The sequence below is a fragment of the Ensifer sp. 4252 genome (assembly GCF_050434565.1).
Classification (GTDB): Bacteria; Pseudomonadota; Alphaproteobacteria; order Rhizobiales; family Rhizobiaceae; genus Ensifer.
The window spans coordinates 1-18,675 of the sequence record NZ_JBNDIU010000022.1 but is presented as its reverse complement, the minus strand read 5'-3'; the positions used below and the strand labels follow the sequence as shown (position 1 = coordinate 18,675).

The following is an 18,675-nucleotide window of genomic DNA, read 5'->3' as shown; positions in this document are numbered from 1 at the left end:
GAGCGGGGATCCAGATAAATTTTCACGACTTCAAGACGTTATGACGACCTGCTCAAGCGGATCCTGCGCAGGCTGACTTTGGGTCAGCTAGGCCGTTTCAGGCGGAATGACGCCCTTGGTAAACAGGAAGCAGCCATAAAAGCGCGTCTCACCTGTGGTGATGACGCAATAGGCCTTCTTGGCTTCCTCGTAAAAGGCGAAGCGTTCGATGCCGTACATTGGCGCAGACTTGCCCTCGGCACGGTCGATTTCGGCTTGGACCTCTCGCTGCACATCGGCAATTTCGCTCGGCGCACCCATGATCTCCATGCGGCCTGCCGATGGCTGCAGCGGCGTATCGAGCGGCAGCACCGACAGAACCGCCTTCACGGCACGGGCGGCGGAGACGTTGTCGATGTGCAAGAGCTTGCCGAGCGTGGTCTGCCGGGCGATCGCATCGGACGGAAAGTTGGTATCGGAAATGACCAGCGTGTCACCGTGCCCCATAGAGCGCAATGCGTGCAACACATCCGCATTGAGGGCCGGGTCGAGATTTTTCAGCATGGACATTCCTCCTCCAGGCGCCCGCTCGCATGCTCCCGAGTGACGCGCAACCACGTGACGCCGAGCCGGCACCACGCACTCCCAATCTTCCGTTGCAACTCCGCAGACAGTCGCACTCTCGGGCCGGCTCCCCCGCCCCGAGATGTGGATCTCTTACTCGCCGTAAGGGATCCAGATGTTTTTGACGTCGGTGGCACGGCGCAGATAGGCTTGCCCTTCCGCCGCCGAGCGATCGAACCAATCGGTCGCCTTGCCATAGTCGACGAATGTGCGCTTCAGGTTCCCGGCCGAAAGCTTTTCGACCACCGTCGACAGTTCCTGTGTGCCGAAGGCCCAGAGGGCATCGACATCGTTGTGGCTCGCCAGCGTCTTTGCCAGTTCCATCGCCGAACCGGTGACGATGTTGATGACCCCGGCCGGAACATCCGACGTCTCGAGGATCGAGTAGAAGTCGGTCGCGGCCAGCGGGTGCTGTTCACTTGGAACCGCGACGACGCGGTTGCCGGTGGCGATCAGCGGCGCGACGAGGCTGATGAAGCCGAGCAGCGGCGCTTCCGTCGGGCAGACGACACCCACCACACCGATCGCTTCGGGCATGGCGAGTGCCACGCCCCGCAGCGGCGGCTGATGGACCACGCCCTCGTACTTGTCGGCCCAGGCGCCGTAGGTGAAGAGCCTGGATATCGAAGCCTCGACCTCTGCCTTTGCGTTGGCTCCCGATGCGCCGGTCATCGCGACGATGCGGTCTGCAAACTCATCCGCCCGACCGCTGAGGTTTTCGGCGATGTAATAGAGGATCTGCGCACGATTGTGCGATGTCGCCGACGTCCAGCCGGAAGCGGCGTGCGCGGCAACCACGGCGTTGCGGATATCCTTGCGGTTACCCTCGCCGACCTCGCCAATCACCTTGCCCTTCGGCGACAGAACTGGGCGCGAATAGTTGCCATCCGGACGCGCCTGCTTGCCGCCGATGAATAGCTTGGCGGTGCGATCGAGCGACGGAGCCGAGAAATCGCCGGACGCCGGCTTCAACACCGGCTCTGCCGGTGCTGCACGCAGCTTGCGCCCCACCCAGGCCTTGGGCTTCAAATACTCGTAGCAACCTTCGCGGCCGCCCTCGCGACCGAAGCCGGATTCACGCTTGCCGCCGAAACCGGCAGCCGCATCGAAGAGATTGGTGGCGTTGACCCAGACGACGCCGGCGGCAAGCTTTGCTGCGACGTTAAGCGCCAGGCCGATCGTTTCGCTCCAGACGCTTGCGGCCAGACCGTAGCGCGAATGGTTGGCGAGCTGGATCGCCTCTTCCGGCGTGCGGAAGGTCATCGACACGGCGACCGGACCGAAGATCTCCTCGGTCGCGACGACCGACGTCGGCTGCACATTGGTGAGCAGGGTCGGCGGATAGAAGCTGCCACCCTTCGGCAGCTCGATCTTCGGCTGGTGGAGCTTCGCGCCTTCGGCGACACCCTTGGCAACCAGGCTCTCGATGCGTTGCAACTGCACCGGCGCGACGATCGCTGCCATGTCGATCGCCTTGTCGAGCGGATGGCCGACACGCAAGGTTTGCATGCGCCGCGTCAAGCGCTCGTAAAAGAGCGGAGCAATGCCTTCCTGCACCAGCAGCCGGGAACCGGCGCAGCAGACCTGACCCTGGTTGAACCAGATCGCGTCCACCACGCCCTCAACGGCGCCATCGATATCGGCATCGTCGAAGACGATGAACGGCGACTTGCCGCCGAGTTCGAGCGTCAGCGATTTTCCGGTGCCCGCCGTCTTTTCCCGGATCAGGCGACCGACTTCCGTCGAGCCGGTAAAGGCGATCTTGTCGATATCCGCATGCTCGACGATCAGCGCACCGGTTTCGCCCTCGCCGGTCACAACGTTCAGTACACCCGCAGGCAGCCCTGCGGCAGCGGCGAGCTCCGCAAAGAGCAAGGCCGTCAGCGGCGTGAACTCGGCCGGCTTGAGGATGACGGTGTTGCCCAGCGCCAGCGCCGGAGCGACCTTCCAGGCGAGCATCAGGAACGGAAAATTCCACGGAATGACCTGGCCGACGACGCCAACCGGCACCTGATCGGCAAACTCGGTCTCCTGCAACTGCGCCCAGCCGGCATGATGGTAGAAGTGACGCGCAGCCAGCGGAATGTCGATATCGCGTGTCTCGCGGATCGGCTTGCCGTTGTCGATCGCTTCGACCACCGCGATCAGGCGCGCATGGCGCTGGATCATGCGGGCAAGGGCATAGAGGTGGCGGGCACGGGCGTGGCCCGGCAGCTTGGCCCAGGCACCTTGCGCCTTTCGAGCGGCAGTGACCGCGTCATCCACGTCCTTGGCGCTGCCAAGGGCGAGCTTCGCCAATAGCGCACCGGTCGCGGGCTCATGGCTCTCGAAGGTCTTGCCGGAAGACGATGCAACAAAAGCGCCGTTGATGAAGTGGCCGAACTCACCCTTGTGGCGCGCCAGCCACTGGCGGGCCTCGGCGTCGGCTTCCGGTGCGGGACCATAGGACATTTCGTCAAAATACCTTGCGACTGTCATCGGGATCATCCAATCGGGTGTCGGTTGAGGGCCGAGTAGGCGCCGGTCACGTGATGTTCCAGCTGGCGTTCGATATCGCCGAGCAGGCTCGATGCGCCGACGCGAAAAAGATCCGGCTCCAGCCACTCGCGACCGAGTTCGTCCTTCATCAGGAACTGGTAGTTGAGGATATCCTTGGCGGCCGAAATGCCGCCCGCAGGCTTGTAGCCAACCTTGATGCCGGTGCGCTCCTGGTAGGCGCGGATCATGCGCAGCATCACCAGCGTCACCAAAAGGGTGGCGTTGACACCTTCCTTGCCGGTGGACGTCTTGATGAAGTCGGCGCCCGCCATCATGCAGACGAGCGAAGCACGGGCAACGTTGCGCAGCGTCTTGAGGTCGCCGGTCGCCAGGATCGCCTTGACATGCGCATCGCCGCAGGCGGCGCGAAAATCGCGCATCTCGTCATAGAGCGCCTGCCAATTGCCGGTAAGCACATGCTCACGGGTGATGACGATGTCGATCTCCTTGGCGCCATCGGCGACCGAAGCCTCGATCTCGCGCAGCTTGACATCGTGTGGGATGAGACCGGCGGGAAAGCCGGTGGAGACGGCGGCGACCGGAATGCCCGAGCCATCAAGCGCCTCGACTGCGGTCGAAACGAAGCGGTGATAAACGCAGACGGCGCCGGTGGTGATACCGCGGTTGCCCATGCCAAGTGCATCGAGAATGTCCTGGCGAACCGGCTGGCGCGCCTTGGCGCAGAGCCGCTTGACGCGTTCCGTCGTGTCGTCGCCGTTGAGCGTCGTCAGGTCGATGCAGGTCACGGCCTTTAACAGCCAGGCGGCCTGCGCATCCCTCTTCACCGTCCGCCGACCAGGCAGTGTAGAAACGCGCCGTTCGGCAGCCGAAAGATTGACGCGCTGATCGACGACCCAGCCGAGATCAAGCTCCATGCCATCGTTGCGCGGCCAGTTGTGGCCGGAGGCCACAGCTGGCACCGTTTTCGCGGCCACAGTCTTCATAGCAAGGTCTTCCAAGCGATTGCTCCTCGAACTCCCTGACATCGCAGCACGATACCACGGCTGTTACCCACTTCGACGGCGATTCTCGTTTTGTTATTTTTCTATCGCATTTTTGTTAGCATTCCACCAGAAACCGAAAGTGTCAAGCGACCCATCGCATTCCGATGGAATCGTACCATTTTTTGGCGAGGCTCAGATCGCTGGAATGCGCGTGTCGCCGTCTTCGGTGATCACCGAACGAAAGACATTCATCGGCGCAAAGAAGGCAGGCTTCAGTTTGCCGATCTTGCTCAGATCGACGACGAGATGGCTTTCGCGGGCGAGCGAGATCACTTTCTGCTTCACTGCCACCTCGTGAAAATGCACACAGGTTGCACCGCGCCCCGGATCCACGCCCGCGGCAGAGAGAAAGGCAACATTGATCCCCAGCGAATCGAGCGTGTCGAGCCCCGAATTCCCAGAGAACGACGCCGAGGCCGGATGATAGACACCACCGAGCATGACGATGCGGACATTGGGTTTTCGGGTCAGCCTGTCCGCCACATTCAACGAGTAACATACTGCAGTAATTGCATAATTTTCGGGGATGAGATCGACCAGATATTCGAGCGTCGTTCCGCAATCGATAAAGATGGTTTCGTCCGGGCGGATGTGCTGCGCTGCATGGACACAGGCCTCGCGCTTTGCTGCGGCATGGCTGTCGGCTTCGCGCGCCAGCTCATAAGGCATACCGCCATCGATTTCGCCTGATGGCACGATGTGGCCGCCGAGGAAGGTGAATTGCCCCGGATTATCAGCGACATCGCGCCGGATCGTCATCTCGGAAACCCCGAGCAGGGCTGCGGCATCGCGCAGATGAAGGACGCGGCGGCCGGAGAGCGCGTCGGCGAGTTGAATGATACGGGCTGTCTTGCGGCTGGCCATGAGCGTTTCCGTATGTCCGGTCGTTCGCGCCAAAACATCACAGCAGAGATGGCCGAACATCATTTGTGATAAATATCACAAAACGTCGTCATTCCGCAAGTAACTTCACAGCCACAGAAAAGGCAGACGGCAAAGACTGCAGCGCAAGCCTCCGCCGTCCAGAATCTTCGCTTTGAAAACGGCGACGACGATAAGTCATTGAAGCCCGCCGCCGCTATTCATTCGGCTAGCCGCCGATCGGCGCGGTACGCGCTGCCAACCACGCTGCCGTCTCCGGATCGAGTACCCTGTTCATGGTCTTGGCAACCCGCCAATGATAGGCGTCGATCCACTGCCTCTCGGTTTCGCTCAGCAGATTGATGTCCGCGAGCCGCAGATCGATCGGCACCAGCGTCAGGCTGCGGAAGCTCATGAAGCCGTCGCCGTCGTCGATCACTTCCACCTGGTTCTCTATGCGGATGCCGTATTCTCCGGCCTTGTAATAGCCAGGCTCTATGGTCGTCACCATGCCCGGTCGCAATTCGATCTCGTTGACACGCCGGTCGAAGCGTTGCGGCTGCTCGTGCACCGACAGGAAATGACCGACGCCATGGCCGGTGCCGTGATCGTAGTCGAGCCCGAGGTCCCAAAGCGGTCGGCGCGCGAAGGCGTCGAGGTGATGGCCGTAGGTCCCCTTCGGAAATTTGAGCGAGACCATGGAGATGAGTCCCTTCAGGACCGCCGTATAGGCGCGCCGGATTTCATCGCAGACCGGCCCGATCGCCGTCGTGCGCGTCGCATCCGTCGTGCCGGTGAAATACTGCCCACCGGAATCGAGCAGATAGACGCCATGCGAGGTGATTGGCGCATTGCTCTTGGCGCTCGCCGCATAATGGCACATGGCCGCATGGCCGGCGGCCGCCGAGATAGACCGGAAGCTCGGCTCGACGAAGGTTTCCTCCATCTGCCGGAAGGCGAGGATCCGATCCTCAGCCTCGAGCTCGGTCACCGGACGCCCTTCCTCCTCCCGCTTGGCCGCATTGGTCTCCAGCCACGCGAAGAACCTGATCCAGGCCGCACCATCATGGCGATGGCAATCGCGGAAGCCCGACAATTCCACGGGGTTCTTCAGCATCTTGGCAAGCGTGATCGGGCTGCGCAAAAGGTGGACGGTGCCGCCGGCCTCCCGCGTCGCGTGGGCGACCGCCGAAGGGGCAAAGCCGGGATCGACGAGCGCCACTCGTCCCGCGGCAGCCGTCCGGACGCGGTCGAGAAGCACATCCGGCCCGGACATCGTCACGCCGTCAAGCTCGAAGTCCGTGAGATCGTTTGGCAGCTTGCGGTGGTCGACGAGCCATTCGACGCGGCCGTCCCTGTCGGCGATCATGAAGGATTGCGGCATCGGGTTGAAAGCCACGTCGCGCCCGCGGACGTTCAGGAACCAGGCGATGTTGTCTGGCTGCGCCTCGATCAACACATCGGCGCCCTGCTCTGCCAGCAGCTGGCCAATGCGGCGCTTCTTGTCGGCGACGCTTTCCCCGGCATAGTCGCGTGACAGGGCAATCACATTGCCAAGCGGCCGTTCGGGCTGGTCCGCCCAGATCGCGTCGACGAGATCATCCGTCACGGCAATCCACTCGGCGCCGGCTGCGACAACGGATTGGCCGCAATCGACGTCCCAGGTCGACGGCAGCAGCATCGAATTGAAGCCGACGCGTTCTCCCTTGCGCAGGTTCTTCCGCAGCCAGTCCTTGAGAGGTGCGTCGTAGAAATGCTCAATGGCGAAGCTGCCGAGGTCGATCTCCTGGCGAACCTGCACCTGATAGCGGCCGTCGACGAAGATTGCCGCGCGGTCGCGCATGACGATTGCGACGCCAGCCGATCCGGTGAACCCGGTCACGAATGCGAGCCTGTTGTCATGGGGCGCACAATACTCGCCCTGATGTTCGTCGAACCGTGGGACGACGTAGCCGTCCAGCCCCTGCTCGTCGAGTTTGCGGCGCAGGGCCTCGATCCGGCTGGAAACGCCCGGCCTGTCGTTCGATGTCATGTCGTCTTTCCCTATTGGATAGTGGTCTTCACGCGTCGCCGATCGTCTCGGCGAAGTGACAGGCGGCCATGCCGTGGCCAACCGGCCGCAGTGTCGGTTTCTCCTGTCGGCAAAGCGCGGTGGCGTGCGGGCAGCGAATGTGAAAGGGGCAGCCCGGTGGAATGTCGAGCGGGCTCGGCAACTCGCCGGAGAGCGCCGGCGCTCTACGCCGCTCAGTCGGATCAAGCGAAGGGGCGGCCGCCAGCAGGGCTTGCGAATACGGGTGCATCGGCTTTGAAAAAAGCGCCTCCGACGGCCCTATCTCGACGATGGCACCGAGATAGATCACCGCGACGCGGTGCGAGACATGCCGTACTAGCCTGAGGTCATGGGCAACGAAAAGCACCGTCAGGCCCAAATTGTCCTGCAACTCGAGCAGCAGATTGACGACCTGCGCCTGCACGGAGACGTCGAGCGCGGAAACCAGCTCATCGGCGACAAGGCAGGTCGGCTCCAACGAAAGTGCCCGCGCGATGCCGATGCGCTGGCGCTGACCGCCGGAAAACTCGTGCGGGTACTTGTCGGCGGCACCATCAGGCAATCGCACCAGGTCAAGCAGTTCATCGACACGGCGTTCGATACTCGCGCCCTCGCGCATGCGATGGACCGTGATCGCCTCCCGCAGCGTGTCGCGCACCGTCATGCGCGGATTGAGCGACGTATAGGGATCCTGGAACATCATCTGGACGCGCTTGTTGTAGCCGCGTCTCCTGGCGCCCTTGAGGTCGATGACACTCTCGCCCTCGAAGCGGATATCGCCCGATGTCGGCCGGTGCAGGCCGGCGATACAGCGCGCAAGCGTCGACTTGCCGCAACCGGACTCGCCGACGATGCCGAGCGTTTCGGCCGGCATCACATCGAGGTCGACACCGTTCAATGCCGAGACAACCTGCCGCGGCCGGCCGGCAAGCGTGTCCGACAGAGAACGACGCTTTTCAAACCGCATGAAAAGATCGCGAATGGAAAGCAGCGGCGTGGCCGCCTGATGCGTTGATTGGCTCATTGCGCCGCCTCCCGCGCGCTGAAATGGGCGAGTGCTTCCTCGCGGTGATGGCAGGCGACCTGACGCTGTCGTCCGGCAGCTTCAAGGCTCGGGCGAACATCCCGACATTCCGGGCCAGCCACGGGACAGCGGGCCGTAAACGCACAGCCGGCCGGTAAGGCGTCCAAGGACGGCGGCGCACCGGGGATGGAATAGAGCGGCGTGCGCGGTGCGACGTCGCGCGGAATGGAGCGCAGAAGCCCAAGGGAATAGGGATGCCGGGCGTCGCCGATAACATCAGCCGTTGGTCCCGTTTCGCACATTCGCCCGCCATACATCACCGCCACCCGGTCGCAGGTTTCCGCCACCACGCCCATGTCGTGTGTCACGAGGATCACGGCCATGCCGAGGTCGCGGCTGAGCCCCTGAATGAGTCGCAGGATCTGGTCCTGGATGGTCACATCAAGCGCCGTCGTCGGCTCGTCGGCCAGGAGCAGTTTCGGGTTGGAGGCAAGGGCGATGGCGATCATCACCCGCTGCCGCATGCCGCCCGAAAACTCGTGCGGATAGTCGCCGAGCCTGTTGCGCGCCGCGGGAATGCCGACCATGTCGAGCAGTTCGATCGCGCGGGCTTTCCGTGCCTTCGCGTCCAGCTCGGTATGAGCAGCGAGGTTTTCCGAGATCTGCAAGCCGACGGTCAGGAGCGGGTTGAGCGACGACATCGGCTCCTGAAAGATCATCGCGATCTCGCGTCCGCGCACCCGTCGCAAAGCGGCTTCATCAAGCGGCACGAGGTTCCGCCCATTCCAGAGGATTTCGCCACTGACGCGACCGCGCGGCCGCACGATGCCGAGGATCGAGCGCAAGGTGATGCTCTTGCCCGAACCGGATTCGCCGACAAGTCCCAGGATTTCCCCGGTCCGCACCTGAAACGAAACATCGTCGACGGCAACAAGAGGTCGCTCCGGCAGGCCGAACTCCGTGCGCAGGTGCCGGACATCCAGAACCGTTTCTTTCTCAAGTTGGCTCATGTCAGCGCCCCTTCGGTCGAAGCAGATCGGCGAGCGCATCGCCGACAAGGCTGAAGCCAAGGCCGGTGAGCACGATCGCGATGCCGGGCATCAGGCTCATCCACCAGGCCGTCAGCAGGAAGTTGCGGCCTTCGGCGATCAGCACGCCCCATTCAGCCGCCGGCGGCTGGGCGCCCAGGCCGAGATAACCGAGCGAAGAGCCGAGAAGAATGGCGAGCGCCATGTCGGTCATCCAGTAGACGATGATCGGCGAGGTCGCGTTGGGGAGCAGATGCCGGAAGATGATGCGCCGGTCGGAATAGCCGAGCACGCGGCCGGCCGCGGCATAGTCATTGGCCTTTTGCGTCATGATCTCCGCGCGGGTCAGACGAGCATAGTAGACCCAGTTCACGGCCGTGATCGCCACATACATGTTGACGAGGCCGGGGCCGAGAACTGCGACAATGGCGATGACCAGCACGAGAAAGGGAAAGGTGATGATCGCATCGACGCAGCGGCCGAAGATGGTATCGGCGATGCCGCCGTAATAGCCGACGAGGGCCCCGACCGTCACCCCGATCAGAAGCGCGAAGATCGTCGCGAAGAACGCCATCTGCATGTCGACGCGATAGGCCCAGATGACGCGCGAAAGCACGTCGCGCCCGAAATTGTCGGTGCCGAAGGGATGGGCGAGGCTCGGCCCCTGCTGGATCGCACTCAGGTCGAAGGCAAGCGGATCGTAGGGGGCGAGCACCCCAGGAAACAGCGCCAGCGCCATCGACAGCGCGAGGATGGCAAAGCCGATGACGAAGGACGGCCGCGAGAAGGCCCGGCCAAGGAAGGCGCGCACGCGGCCCGCCTTCCGGATGGGAGATTGCACGACGATGCTCATGACTGACGAAGCCTCGGATCGAGCCAGGATTGCACGATGTCCGTCAGCAGGAAGACGACGGAAACCAGAACGGCGAAGGTGAGGGTCAGCCCCTGGATCAGTGGGTAATCACGGGCGAAGATCGCCTCCAGCATCAGTCGGCCGACGCCCGGAACGGCAAAGACGGTCTCGGTGACCAGCGTTCCGCTCATCAGGTTGCCGATGGAAAGGCCGAGCAGCGTCACTGTCGAGACCAGCGCGTTGCGCAGCACATGCCGCGTCATGACGATGCGCCGCGAAAGCCCCTTGGCGCGCGCGAACTGAACGTAGTCGGCATCGAGCACCTCGATCAGTGAGGCCCTGAGATTGCGCAGGATGATGGCCGACGTATAGAGCGCGACGCTGAGCGCCGGCAGGATCAGATGATGAAGATTGTCGAGGAAGCCCGTGCCGTAGCCGCCGACGGGAAACCAGCGCAGCTGGGCTGCAAGAACCGTCAACAGCACCAAGCCGATGTAAAAGACCGGCATGGACAGCCCGACCTGAAAGACGCTGCGGATTGCGACGTCAACGGGACGATTGACCCGCGAGGCGGCAAGGAACGCCAGTGGCCCTGCGAGACAGATGGCCAGCAGAACGGAATAGAGCGCCAGGAAGACCGTGGTCGGCAAGCGATCGAGGATGATCTCGGTTACCGGCGCTTTCAGCATGATCGAACGCCCGAGATCGCCGGTCAGCGTGTTCTTGACGAACACGAGAAACTGGATCGGCAGCGGCTGGTCGAGGCCGAGATTGTGGCGGATCTGCTCGAGTTGCGCGTCCGTTGCCTTGGCCTCTGCCATGGCAATCGCCGGGTCGCCGGGCAGCAGCCGGACAAGCAGGAAGATGAAGATCATGACCAGCAGAAAGGTCGGGATGATCTGCAACAGCCGCGCCAGAAGATAGGATAACGAGGGCATGGATTGAACCTTGTGAGCGATGTCGGGCAGCGCTCGCCACCCGACATCCTGAAATCAGGCCGTTGTCACTTGGCCCGCCAGGCCTCGGAGAAATCGTTCGCACCGAGTGGCGTCTGCACATAGCCCTCGATCGACTTCGAGACGGCGACCGCAAAGGGGGTTTCGAACAGGAAGAGCAGCGGCGCGCCCTCGGCGTAGATCTCCTGCATCTTTTTGTATTCGTCCTTGCGCTTGGCCGGATCGACCTCGACGTTGGACGCTTCGAATAGCGTGTTGAATTGTTCGTTGTTCCAGCCGGTGCCCACTGCCTGGCGCTGTTTGTAGTAGCCGAGCCAGCCGGTAACCTGTGCCGGATCGTTGACGTCGTTAGCCCATCCATAGGTGTGGATGTCGAAGTCGCCGGAGCGGTTCTTCTCGCCGCGCGTCGGATTGTCGACCTGTTCCACCTTGAGGTTGACGCCGAGCGGCGACCACATCTGCTGCAGGGCCGTGAACAAGGTCGCATCGTCGGCGCTGCCGGCAAGCGTGGTGAACTTCACCTCGAAGCCGCCGCCGAGGCCGGCTTCGTCAAGCAGTTGCTTGGCCTTTTCGGGGTTGTAGGGGTAGAGCGGCTCAGGCCCGTAATGGAGCTGGGTGGCGGCCGACATCAACGACGTCATCGGCTTGCCGGTATCGAAAGTGACGAGCTTGATCAGCACGTTCTTGTCGGTGGCGTAGTTCAGCGCCTGGCGCACCTTGACGTCGGCAAGCGGGTTCTTGGAGCCGTCCTTACGGGTCTCGCGCGTATTGATCGGCGCATAGACGATGCGGGTCGAGGGAAAGAGCTCCATCTTCAGCGCCGGATCGGCGCCAAGTTCGCCAACGCGCGCGAATGGAATGAACTCCGCCGCATCGACTTCACCAGCCTGAAGCTTGAGGATGCGGGTCGCATCGTCAGGGATGATGACGAAATCGACCTGGTCGAGATAGGGCAGCGGCTGCCCGTCCGTACCAGGACGCCAGTAGTTCGGATTGCGTGCGAAGGTCATGCTCGAGCCCTGCACGCGGCTCTTCATCGTGAACGGACCTGACGTCACCGGCCCAGCCTCGAAGAAGGCACGCGCCTTCTCCTGGTCGTTGGCTCCGGTCGCCTTCTCGAAGGCTGCTTGCGGCATGATGCCGGTGTTGAACGTTGCAAGAATAGAGACGATGGTCGGATCCGGGTTCTTGAGCGTCAATGTCACCTGTTTGCCGTCGGCGGAAACCTTGTCGACGGCGCCAAGCAGACCCGCCCAGGGGCCAAGCTCGGGATTGCGGGCACGGTCGAGCGAGAACACCACATCGGCACCCGTCAGGGCCGACCCGTCGGAGAACTTCAGACCGTCACGCAGCTTAAGCTTGATCGAGAGCCCGTCGGCCGCGACGTCGTAACCCTCGGCCAGCCCCGGCACGATCGAACCGTCCGGCCCATTGCGCAGCAGCGTTTCGTATAGGCCGGTGACCATCCAGAGATCCGGGTTGCGATCGGCATAGACCGGATCGATGACGGTGGAATCGTCGTAGCGCGCGAAGGTCATCGCGCCGCCACGCTCGATGGCGAGCGCGGACGTGGCCGCAGCCAGACCAAGCGCCGCACCCAGTAAGATCGGCAACAAACGTTTCATCTCTCACTCCTCCTGTTTGATCGACCGGCGAACGTCGGTTCGACGCCTCGCGCTAATTGGATATTGGATCCAATTTTTCCGAACGTTTTCCTTTGCGTCCGGATTGCGACGAAGGCATTCTTGTTGTTCCCCTTTTTAAAGCGGTCACAAGCGGAGTTGATCAGCTTGCATAACCGACTTTAGCTGGACTAAAGTACAACAGCAGACGCGAGTCAAGCGGAAAGAAAACCATGCCTCTCGATACCGACGAGGCGCCAGTGGCAGACGCCGGCGCCCCCCACACCGACCTGCCTGCGACCGCATCGATCGGCCAGATGCTGCGCGCCCGCCGTAAGGAAATCGGCAAGACGATGAAGCAGGTCGCGCGGGAAGCCGGCCTCACGGAGGGCTTCATCAGCCAGATCGAAAGAGGCATTTCGACCCCTTCGCTGATCTCGCTCTACAATGTCGCCAATGCGCTCGGCACCAGCGTCGATACGTTCCTGTCGCAGCCGCCGCAGCACGCCCATTCCATGGTGTCTCACGCTGGCGAACGCCGCGGCTACAATGTCGAGACGAAGGAGCGCGTCTATGAACTGCTCGAGCGCGGCTTTCCCGGCGCCCAGCTCAATGGCTGCATCACCCACATGCCAGCCGGCTACGCCTCCGAGCTGACCAGCCATGAGGGTGAGGATTTTCTCTATCTGATCGAAGGTGAAATGCTCTACGAAATCGACGGCAAGGAATATGTCCTGAAGGCCGGCGACACCCTGCACTTCCCCTCGTCCCTGCCGCACCGCGCCCGCAATATCGGCGCGGGGTCGGCCCGTGAACTCTGGGTCGGCACCACCCGCATCATAGCCGAGGAATAGGCTCTGGCGCCGTAGAGCGTTTCCGGTCTGGGCGGGCCCGCAGAAACGCTCTATCTCCATGCTTTTACGCATTTTCCCGCGGAGAACCGCTCCGCACTTTTCCTGGAAATGCTCTATTGTTTGCGCGGCCAGGTATCGGCCAGCCGGTAGCCGGCCGGCCAAGGATCGGCCGGATCGAGCATCACCTGGTGCGTGCCGGTGACCCAAGCGCGGCCGGAAATTTCCGGAACGATCGCCGGGCGGCCGCCAACCGTCGTCTCGCCGACGATACGGCAATCGAAGGTCGAATCGATGATAGAGTGACCGACAAAACGCTGGCCGACCTTGATTTGCCCGCGCGCGTGCAGCACGGCCATGCGCGCCGAGCAGCCGGTGCCGGTCGGCGACCGGTCGAGCTTGGCCGGCTGGATCACCACCGTGTTGCGACCGTGCAGGACCCCGTCGCGCTCTTCCACCGGCAGCGTCAGCTGGCAAAACGAGATGTGAGCCCATTCCGGGTTTTCGGGATGGGCGAAGCCGAGTTGCGCGTTGGCTGCCCGCGTGATCTTGATGCCGGTCTCGGCAAGCTCGCGCGCTTCATCCGGCGTCACTGAGAAGCCGAGCGCGCGAGCGTCGGTGATGACAAAACTGTCGCCGCCATAGGCGGTGTCGACGGTGAGCGTGCCGAGCCCTTCCACCTCGAGTTTGGCGTCAAGCTTACCGGCAAAGGACGGGACGTTGGTCACCGTGATGCGCTCTGCCTTGCCGTTGCGGCAGGTGGCCACGACATCGACCAGTCCGCCGGGCGCTTCCAGCACCATTCTCGTCTCCGGCTCCTGCATCGGCACGATGCCGCTGTCGAGCAGCACGGTCGAAACGCAGATCGAGTTCGAACCGGACATCGGCGGCGTGTCCTCCGGCTCCATGATGATGAAGCCCATGGTCGCGCGTGGATCCTTTGGCGGCACCAGGAGGTTAATGTGACGGAAGACGCCGCCGCGCGGCTCGTTGAGCACGAAATTGCGCAGGGTCTGATTCTCGGCGATAAAGCGTCGTTGCTCCCACAACGTCTTGCCCGGTGGCGGTGCGACGCCGCCGACGATAACATCGCCGACTTCGCCCTCCGCGTGGCAGGAAACAATATGAATGACCTTGCTGCTGCGCATCTCTCGCCTCCATGCGGTGCATGGGGACCGCATCCACATGCCATGCCTTGATATCTGCACGTCGACACTCAGGAGAACGGCTCTCTCTCGGTGGCCAAAGGGCCGCTGACAGCCGACGTGGCAACAGTCATAGAAAGATTGGATCCAATATACAATCTGAAATATACGGAACTTTGAGGAAAGCCACGAGTGCTGAAAGCAACGAACTCTGCCGCTCGGCAACCTTTTCTGCTGCAAAGCGAACTCTCAAATGGCCCAACGGCCAAACCGGCGCCCAAACACCGGCAATCGTTGGCTTTTAGTCTAGCGCGCGATTGTTAGCCTAAATGCGGACCGGATTGGCATGAAAGGGCACCCAGCGCATAGCCGATTACCCTATGGGGCGGGCCGTACGGAGTTCGTGGGTGTCGGATGGAGCAAGCAGTGGCTGATTAGATCCGACGCATCGGAGGCCACGCATCGACCAATCCGAGGAGGCCACCAGGGCTTTCCGCTCGGCGTCATTGCCGCGCCTAGCGTTGTGCCATCAGACGAATACCAGACGTCAGGTGATCATCTCAGAGACCGACACGAAGAGACCTCAAAGCAATGTTCACCCTTCCTTAGAAATTGAGGCCTAACTCGATTCACGGTTCCGGCAACTGTTTCGAGCGTCTCCTTTTTGCAGACCCGAGCAAGTCGGATCGGAGAGCCATGGGATACGTCCCACTGACCAAACACACCCCATGCCAGCATCCGGTTGGCTGCTCGTAGGAATGATCCCTCCCCAACCTATTTGGAATTGAATTGATGACGGCTCCCGGCAAAGTGAAAGTGAGTGTGGACACCGTCCTCCTAACCCTCAAGGACGAACGTCTGCATGTCGCTCTGGCACCGCTAAAGGGAGACACCGGCGCCCTTGCTCTCTTGGGCAGGCTTTTAGACGGCGACGAAGACATAGACCTCGAAACAGTCGTTCAGCGTGAGCTACTCGCCAGCACTGGCCTCGACGACGTGTACTTCGAGCAGCTTTTCACGTTTTCCGGTCGGGACACAGAGAAGCCCGACCCGCGGTGGCCGTCCATCAGAGTCGCGTATTTAGCGCTGGTTGCCCACACCAAGCTGGCCGCCACCGAGCCGGCTGCAGATCGCCTGAGCTTGGTGTCAGTCGACGACCTACCAGTGCTGCCGTTCGATCAAAACCGGATAATTGACGTCGCCGTATCGCGCCTTCGTAGCAAGGGAGCATGGTCGATCCTTCCAGCCTACCTGCTTGACGAGGAGTTCACGATCCCGCAGTTGAACAGGGTGTATTCAACGGTGACTTCGACCTATTCTTTCGGCCAGAACTTCCGCAGGAAAGTCATAGACAACGACATTCTTTCCTCGACCGGTTTCAAGACCTCGCCTGGCGCTACAAAGCAGACCGAGCACTTTCGGATTCGGCCAGGGGCGAACACGATCGATATCAAGATCTGACTCTGGTTAACCCGCCGGCGGACATCGATTGCGAGATACATCGTACACCGTGGCTTGGCGTGAGCCAGGCCATCCTGACGTGACTGTCGATGGGGGCATCGCGGTGCTGATCGCCGCGAAGGGTCTCGGCGATTATTCAGGACTCCCTAAGAATCCATTGCGTTCTCTACGAAAAGTTGAGTAAGCAAGCTTTCAGTTCGGCCTCGAGTGGCACATTATCGCCGCGCTGATGCACTGGTGTTTCGGATGATCGCCGACCAGCCGATCTTGCGCTGCCTCGCGGTTTCCATACAATCCTGGAAAGTCGCTCTACATTTCTCGATTTCCAATGTCCGCGCCCTTCAAAAAGGAACACGATCGTGGTCTGGAGGTGGATTGCCTTGGCAGCCTGCGGGGCGGCATCGCTGGGTGCCGTACTCTTTGTGAACGATGGTTTCGGCCTATTCGAATCCCAGGACTACCTGGATCCCGAACCGCAGATAATCCTGTCGGCATACGATCCATGCGACAAGCTCGCTTTCCTAACCCTCGAAACCAATCTCGTGGAGTCGCCCAACGAGCTGAGGCTGATAGCGGAACAGGTTCACTCGAAACCCTCCGGGTGCGACTTTGAACCTGATGTGAAGGTCACCTTTCAATCGCCATCCCCGCTCCTTCCGCTCGGTTATCATTTGGCAAAGGACGCAAAGGAACTCGAGGGAGAGTTTCCCTATGTGGTGCGGATAGCAAAAGCAGCACAGACGGTGGAGACGGCGATCTTTCCTCTGGGAAGCTGGAACGCCGGCTTCGGTCGTCTCCATGTCAAGATGATCGCGACGGTTCAGACTGGCAGATGTAGTCGCGCGGTTTCGCAGGGCATAACCAAGCCAACATCTGAATGCGAGTTCCCCGTCACCGTGAGGGTCAGGTCCCCTTCGCACAAGTTCGACGTCATCTCCGCCATTCCTTCGACCGTGGATGTCGGAGATGATATCGCAACCATATACTCGTGGAGAAGTCGTCCGACAACTCCGACAAACCGCCGTCCCGGCGCGATTGCCAGTTCGGAACTGAAACTGGCGTCGAAACACCATGATGCGATTGCGAACGTAACCACGATCATAGGCTCCTCGATCTTCGGAGCGGTGGTCTCGATCTGGATTAGCCTCCTATCGCCGCCCGCCGCGACGCTTCCTTCGGGAAAAGAGGATCCGGCGTCTGCTGCAAAGCCGAGCTCTAACCCGTCAACGGCCGCCTCGCCTCAACCGTTTAATGAATCGACGACGGTGCCTTCCCTCGCAGTTGTCGAGTCGACGAAAGGCAGCGCACAAGCGACGGGGCAAACAGCGACAGACTCTACCACGGCAACTCACGGTGATACGATTCCAAAGACAGATACCACATCGCCAACAGTTGGTTAGTTCAGGTCGATCCAAGTCAATATGTCTGCGCGCGTCTGCCTAGTCACGAGTGTGTCTAGTTGAAACTGACCAGGCGGATAATGGTGCGGACCAAGGCGGAGATGGACATCCGGCAAAACCACGAGCACCGCTTGCGTTCGGTTTGCATTTATCCCACCAGTGGTGTCGACAACCATTCCGGGAGAATCAATGCTACACGCGGTTGCCGGCAGAAAAGCCGGCCGGCTCCAGTCTGAAAACGAACCGATCAGTTGGCGGGCGGCCTTCCGCATGTCGGAAGATCTTCTGACTGCCTCAGTTTTCAGTCGCCTCGCCTATCTCGACGGCGCTGTCTTGTGGCGGATTCTGAGGCGAACTTTTGGTCCCGGGCTGCCTGATTTTCGCGTGGCCGAGCTGTCTGAAATCACGTTTTGGCCGACTTGGCTTGAAAGCGGGGAGACGGACGGTACGGTTGAACCGGACGCGTTCCTTGACTTCAAGCTTGGCGATCCCGCAATTTCCATGAAGCTGATCGTGGAAGCGAAGTTCGGCACCTATCCTACTCAATATGCCGACCAATGGGTTCGACAATGGACGGCATACCGGGAAGCCAATGGCGACGACGGAAACAAAGTCGTTCTCGCCGCCATCGGAGGCCTGGGCAAGAATGTCGAGGCTACCGTGGACAAAATCGCCAAAGAGATCTCTGCGTTAGGGCACGAAATCGAAGTGGTGGCGGCCGGCTGGGACCGCCTCTTGACCGCCATTGAGGAAGAACGAGCGAAACCAATGGGCCGTTCAGCGGGCAGGATTGTCGACGACATTGTAACCGCCCTCGGTCTAGCCGGCTACCAACACCTCCGGCTTCTGGGCGACATGCCCTATCAAGCCCGCCCCTGGAACCCGATCGCGAGCGCCTCGCTCAGAAATTTCAAGTGAAAGTCACGCCCATGTCCCTCGATGAACGCACCTTGTCAGCGTCTCTCGTCGACGTCCGTCACGCATATCGTCTCCTTTGGGATTTCCAGAGAAGATGCCTGGATACGTTGACATGCGTCTCCCAGCAGTTCCCCGAAAGACAATTCTACCAGTGGGAAAACAACGTAGTTGATGCTGTGCCACCCGCACGCTCCGATCCGACGAACTTTTTCGCGTGGTCGTTTCTCCCTTTCTACGACATGTCAGTCCTGTACACGCGCAGCGGTGGTAATCCCCCCGTTTTCAACGGGGCTCCGCGGTAGAATTCACGCGGCGATTTTCAGTTTCTGTGCGGGCGTGATGCCGCCGATGCCCATATTGG

General features: G+C 61.4%; 15 protein-coding genes. 4 read left to right on the top strand and 11 right to left on the bottom strand.

All coding sequences use genetic code 11. The annotated features are described in order from the left end of the window. Positions 1-87: 87 nt before the first annotated feature. The 10 genes from ABIE33_RS28550 to ABIE33_RS28505 form a co-directional block, all read right to left on the bottom strand. On the bottom strand, positions 88-543 hold the full coding sequence (locus ABIE33_RS28550; protein ID WP_429131331.1) for an RbsD/FucU family protein: 456 nt from the start codon (positions 541-543) through the stop codon (positions 88-90). Positions 544-696: 153 nt separating this feature from the next. Further along, the gene (locus ABIE33_RS28545) at positions 697-3,081 is read right to left on the bottom strand and encodes an aldehyde dehydrogenase family protein (protein ID WP_429131330.1); all 2,385 of its coding nucleotides are present in this window, start codon (positions 3,079-3,081) and stop codon (positions 697-699) included. Positions 3,082-3,086: 5 nt separating this feature from the next. Further along, complete coding sequence (gene deoC, locus ABIE33_RS28540; RefSeq protein ID WP_429131328.1) at positions 3,087-4,100, bottom strand: deoxyribose-phosphate aldolase; 1,014 nt, start codon at positions 4,098-4,100, stop codon at positions 3,087-3,089. A 177-nt stretch (positions 4,101-4,277) separates the two neighbouring features. Next, positions 4,278-5,009, bottom strand: a complete 732-nt coding sequence (locus ABIE33_RS28535; RefSeq protein ID WP_429131326.1) for a DeoR family transcriptional regulator — start codon at positions 5,007-5,009, stop codon at positions 4,278-4,280. A gap of 226 nt (positions 5,010-5,235) precedes the next feature. Next, entirely contained in the window at positions 5,236-7,038 is a 1,803-nt protein-coding gene (locus ABIE33_RS28530) for an aminopeptidase P family protein (protein ID WP_429131324.1), read from the bottom strand. Positions 7,039-7,066: 28 nt separating this feature from the next. Then, the gene (locus ABIE33_RS28525) at positions 7,067-8,080 is read right to left on the bottom strand and encodes an ABC transporter ATP-binding protein (RefSeq protein WP_429131322.1); all 1,014 of its coding nucleotides are present in this window, start codon (positions 8,078-8,080) and stop codon (positions 7,067-7,069) included. Next, positions 8,077-9,090, bottom strand: coding sequence for an ABC transporter ATP-binding protein (locus ABIE33_RS28520; RefSeq protein WP_429131320.1), 1,014 nt, complete (start codon positions 9,088-9,090; stop codon positions 8,077-8,079). The genes ABIE33_RS28525 and ABIE33_RS28520 overlap by 4 nt, the downstream gene beginning before the upstream one ends. A gap of 1 nt (position 9,091) precedes the next feature. After that, positions 9,092-9,961, bottom strand: a complete 870-nt coding sequence (locus tag ABIE33_RS28515) for an ABC transporter permease (protein ID WP_429131318.1) — start codon at positions 9,959-9,961, stop codon at positions 9,092-9,094. Continuing rightward, a complete protein-coding gene (locus tag ABIE33_RS28510; RefSeq protein ID WP_429131316.1) occupies positions 9,958-10,899 on the bottom strand; it encodes an ABC transporter permease in 942 nt (313 codons plus the stop codon). The genes ABIE33_RS28515 and ABIE33_RS28510 overlap by 4 nt, the downstream gene beginning before the upstream one ends. A gap of 65 nt (positions 10,900-10,964) precedes the next feature. Beyond that, positions 10,965-12,542: an ABC transporter substrate-binding protein gene (locus ABIE33_RS28505; protein WP_429131314.1), complete on the bottom strand. Its 1,578-nt coding sequence runs from the start codon at positions 12,540-12,542 to the stop codon at positions 10,965-10,967. Between the two features lie 230 nt (positions 12,543-12,772). Between ABIE33_RS28505 and ABIE33_RS28500 the strand changes: the two genes are divergently transcribed. Continuing rightward, entirely contained in the window at positions 12,773-13,393 is a 621-nt protein-coding gene (locus ABIE33_RS28500) for a helix-turn-helix domain-containing protein (RefSeq protein ID WP_429131312.1), read from the top strand. A 113-nt stretch (positions 13,394-13,506) separates the two neighbouring features. Here the strand turns inward: ABIE33_RS28500 and ABIE33_RS28495 are convergent, their stop codons facing one another. Continuing rightward, entirely contained in the window at positions 13,507-14,538 is a 1,032-nt protein-coding gene (locus ABIE33_RS28495) for a trans-3-hydroxy-L-proline dehydratase (protein ID WP_429131310.1), read from the bottom strand. A 789-nt stretch (positions 14,539-15,327) separates the two neighbouring features. Here ABIE33_RS28495 and ABIE33_RS28490 point away from each other — a divergent pair. The 3 genes from ABIE33_RS28490 (at position 15,328) to ABIE33_RS28480 (ending at position 18,314) form a co-directional block, all read left to right on the top strand. Further along, the gene (locus ABIE33_RS28490; RefSeq protein ID WP_429131308.1) at positions 15,328-15,996 is read left to right on the top strand and encodes an NUDIX hydrolase; all 669 of its coding nucleotides are present in this window, start codon (positions 15,328-15,330) and stop codon (positions 15,994-15,996) included. A 359-nt stretch (positions 15,997-16,355) separates the two neighbouring features. Then, entirely contained in the window at positions 16,356-17,396 is a 1,041-nt protein-coding gene (locus ABIE33_RS28485) for a hypothetical protein (RefSeq protein ID WP_429131306.1), read from the top strand. Between the two features lie 189 nt (positions 17,397-17,585). After that, the gene (locus ABIE33_RS28480; RefSeq protein WP_429131305.1) at positions 17,586-18,314 is read left to right on the top strand and encodes a hypothetical protein; all 729 of its coding nucleotides are present in this window, start codon (positions 17,586-17,588) and stop codon (positions 18,312-18,314) included. Positions 18,315-18,675 lie beyond the last annotated feature (361 nt).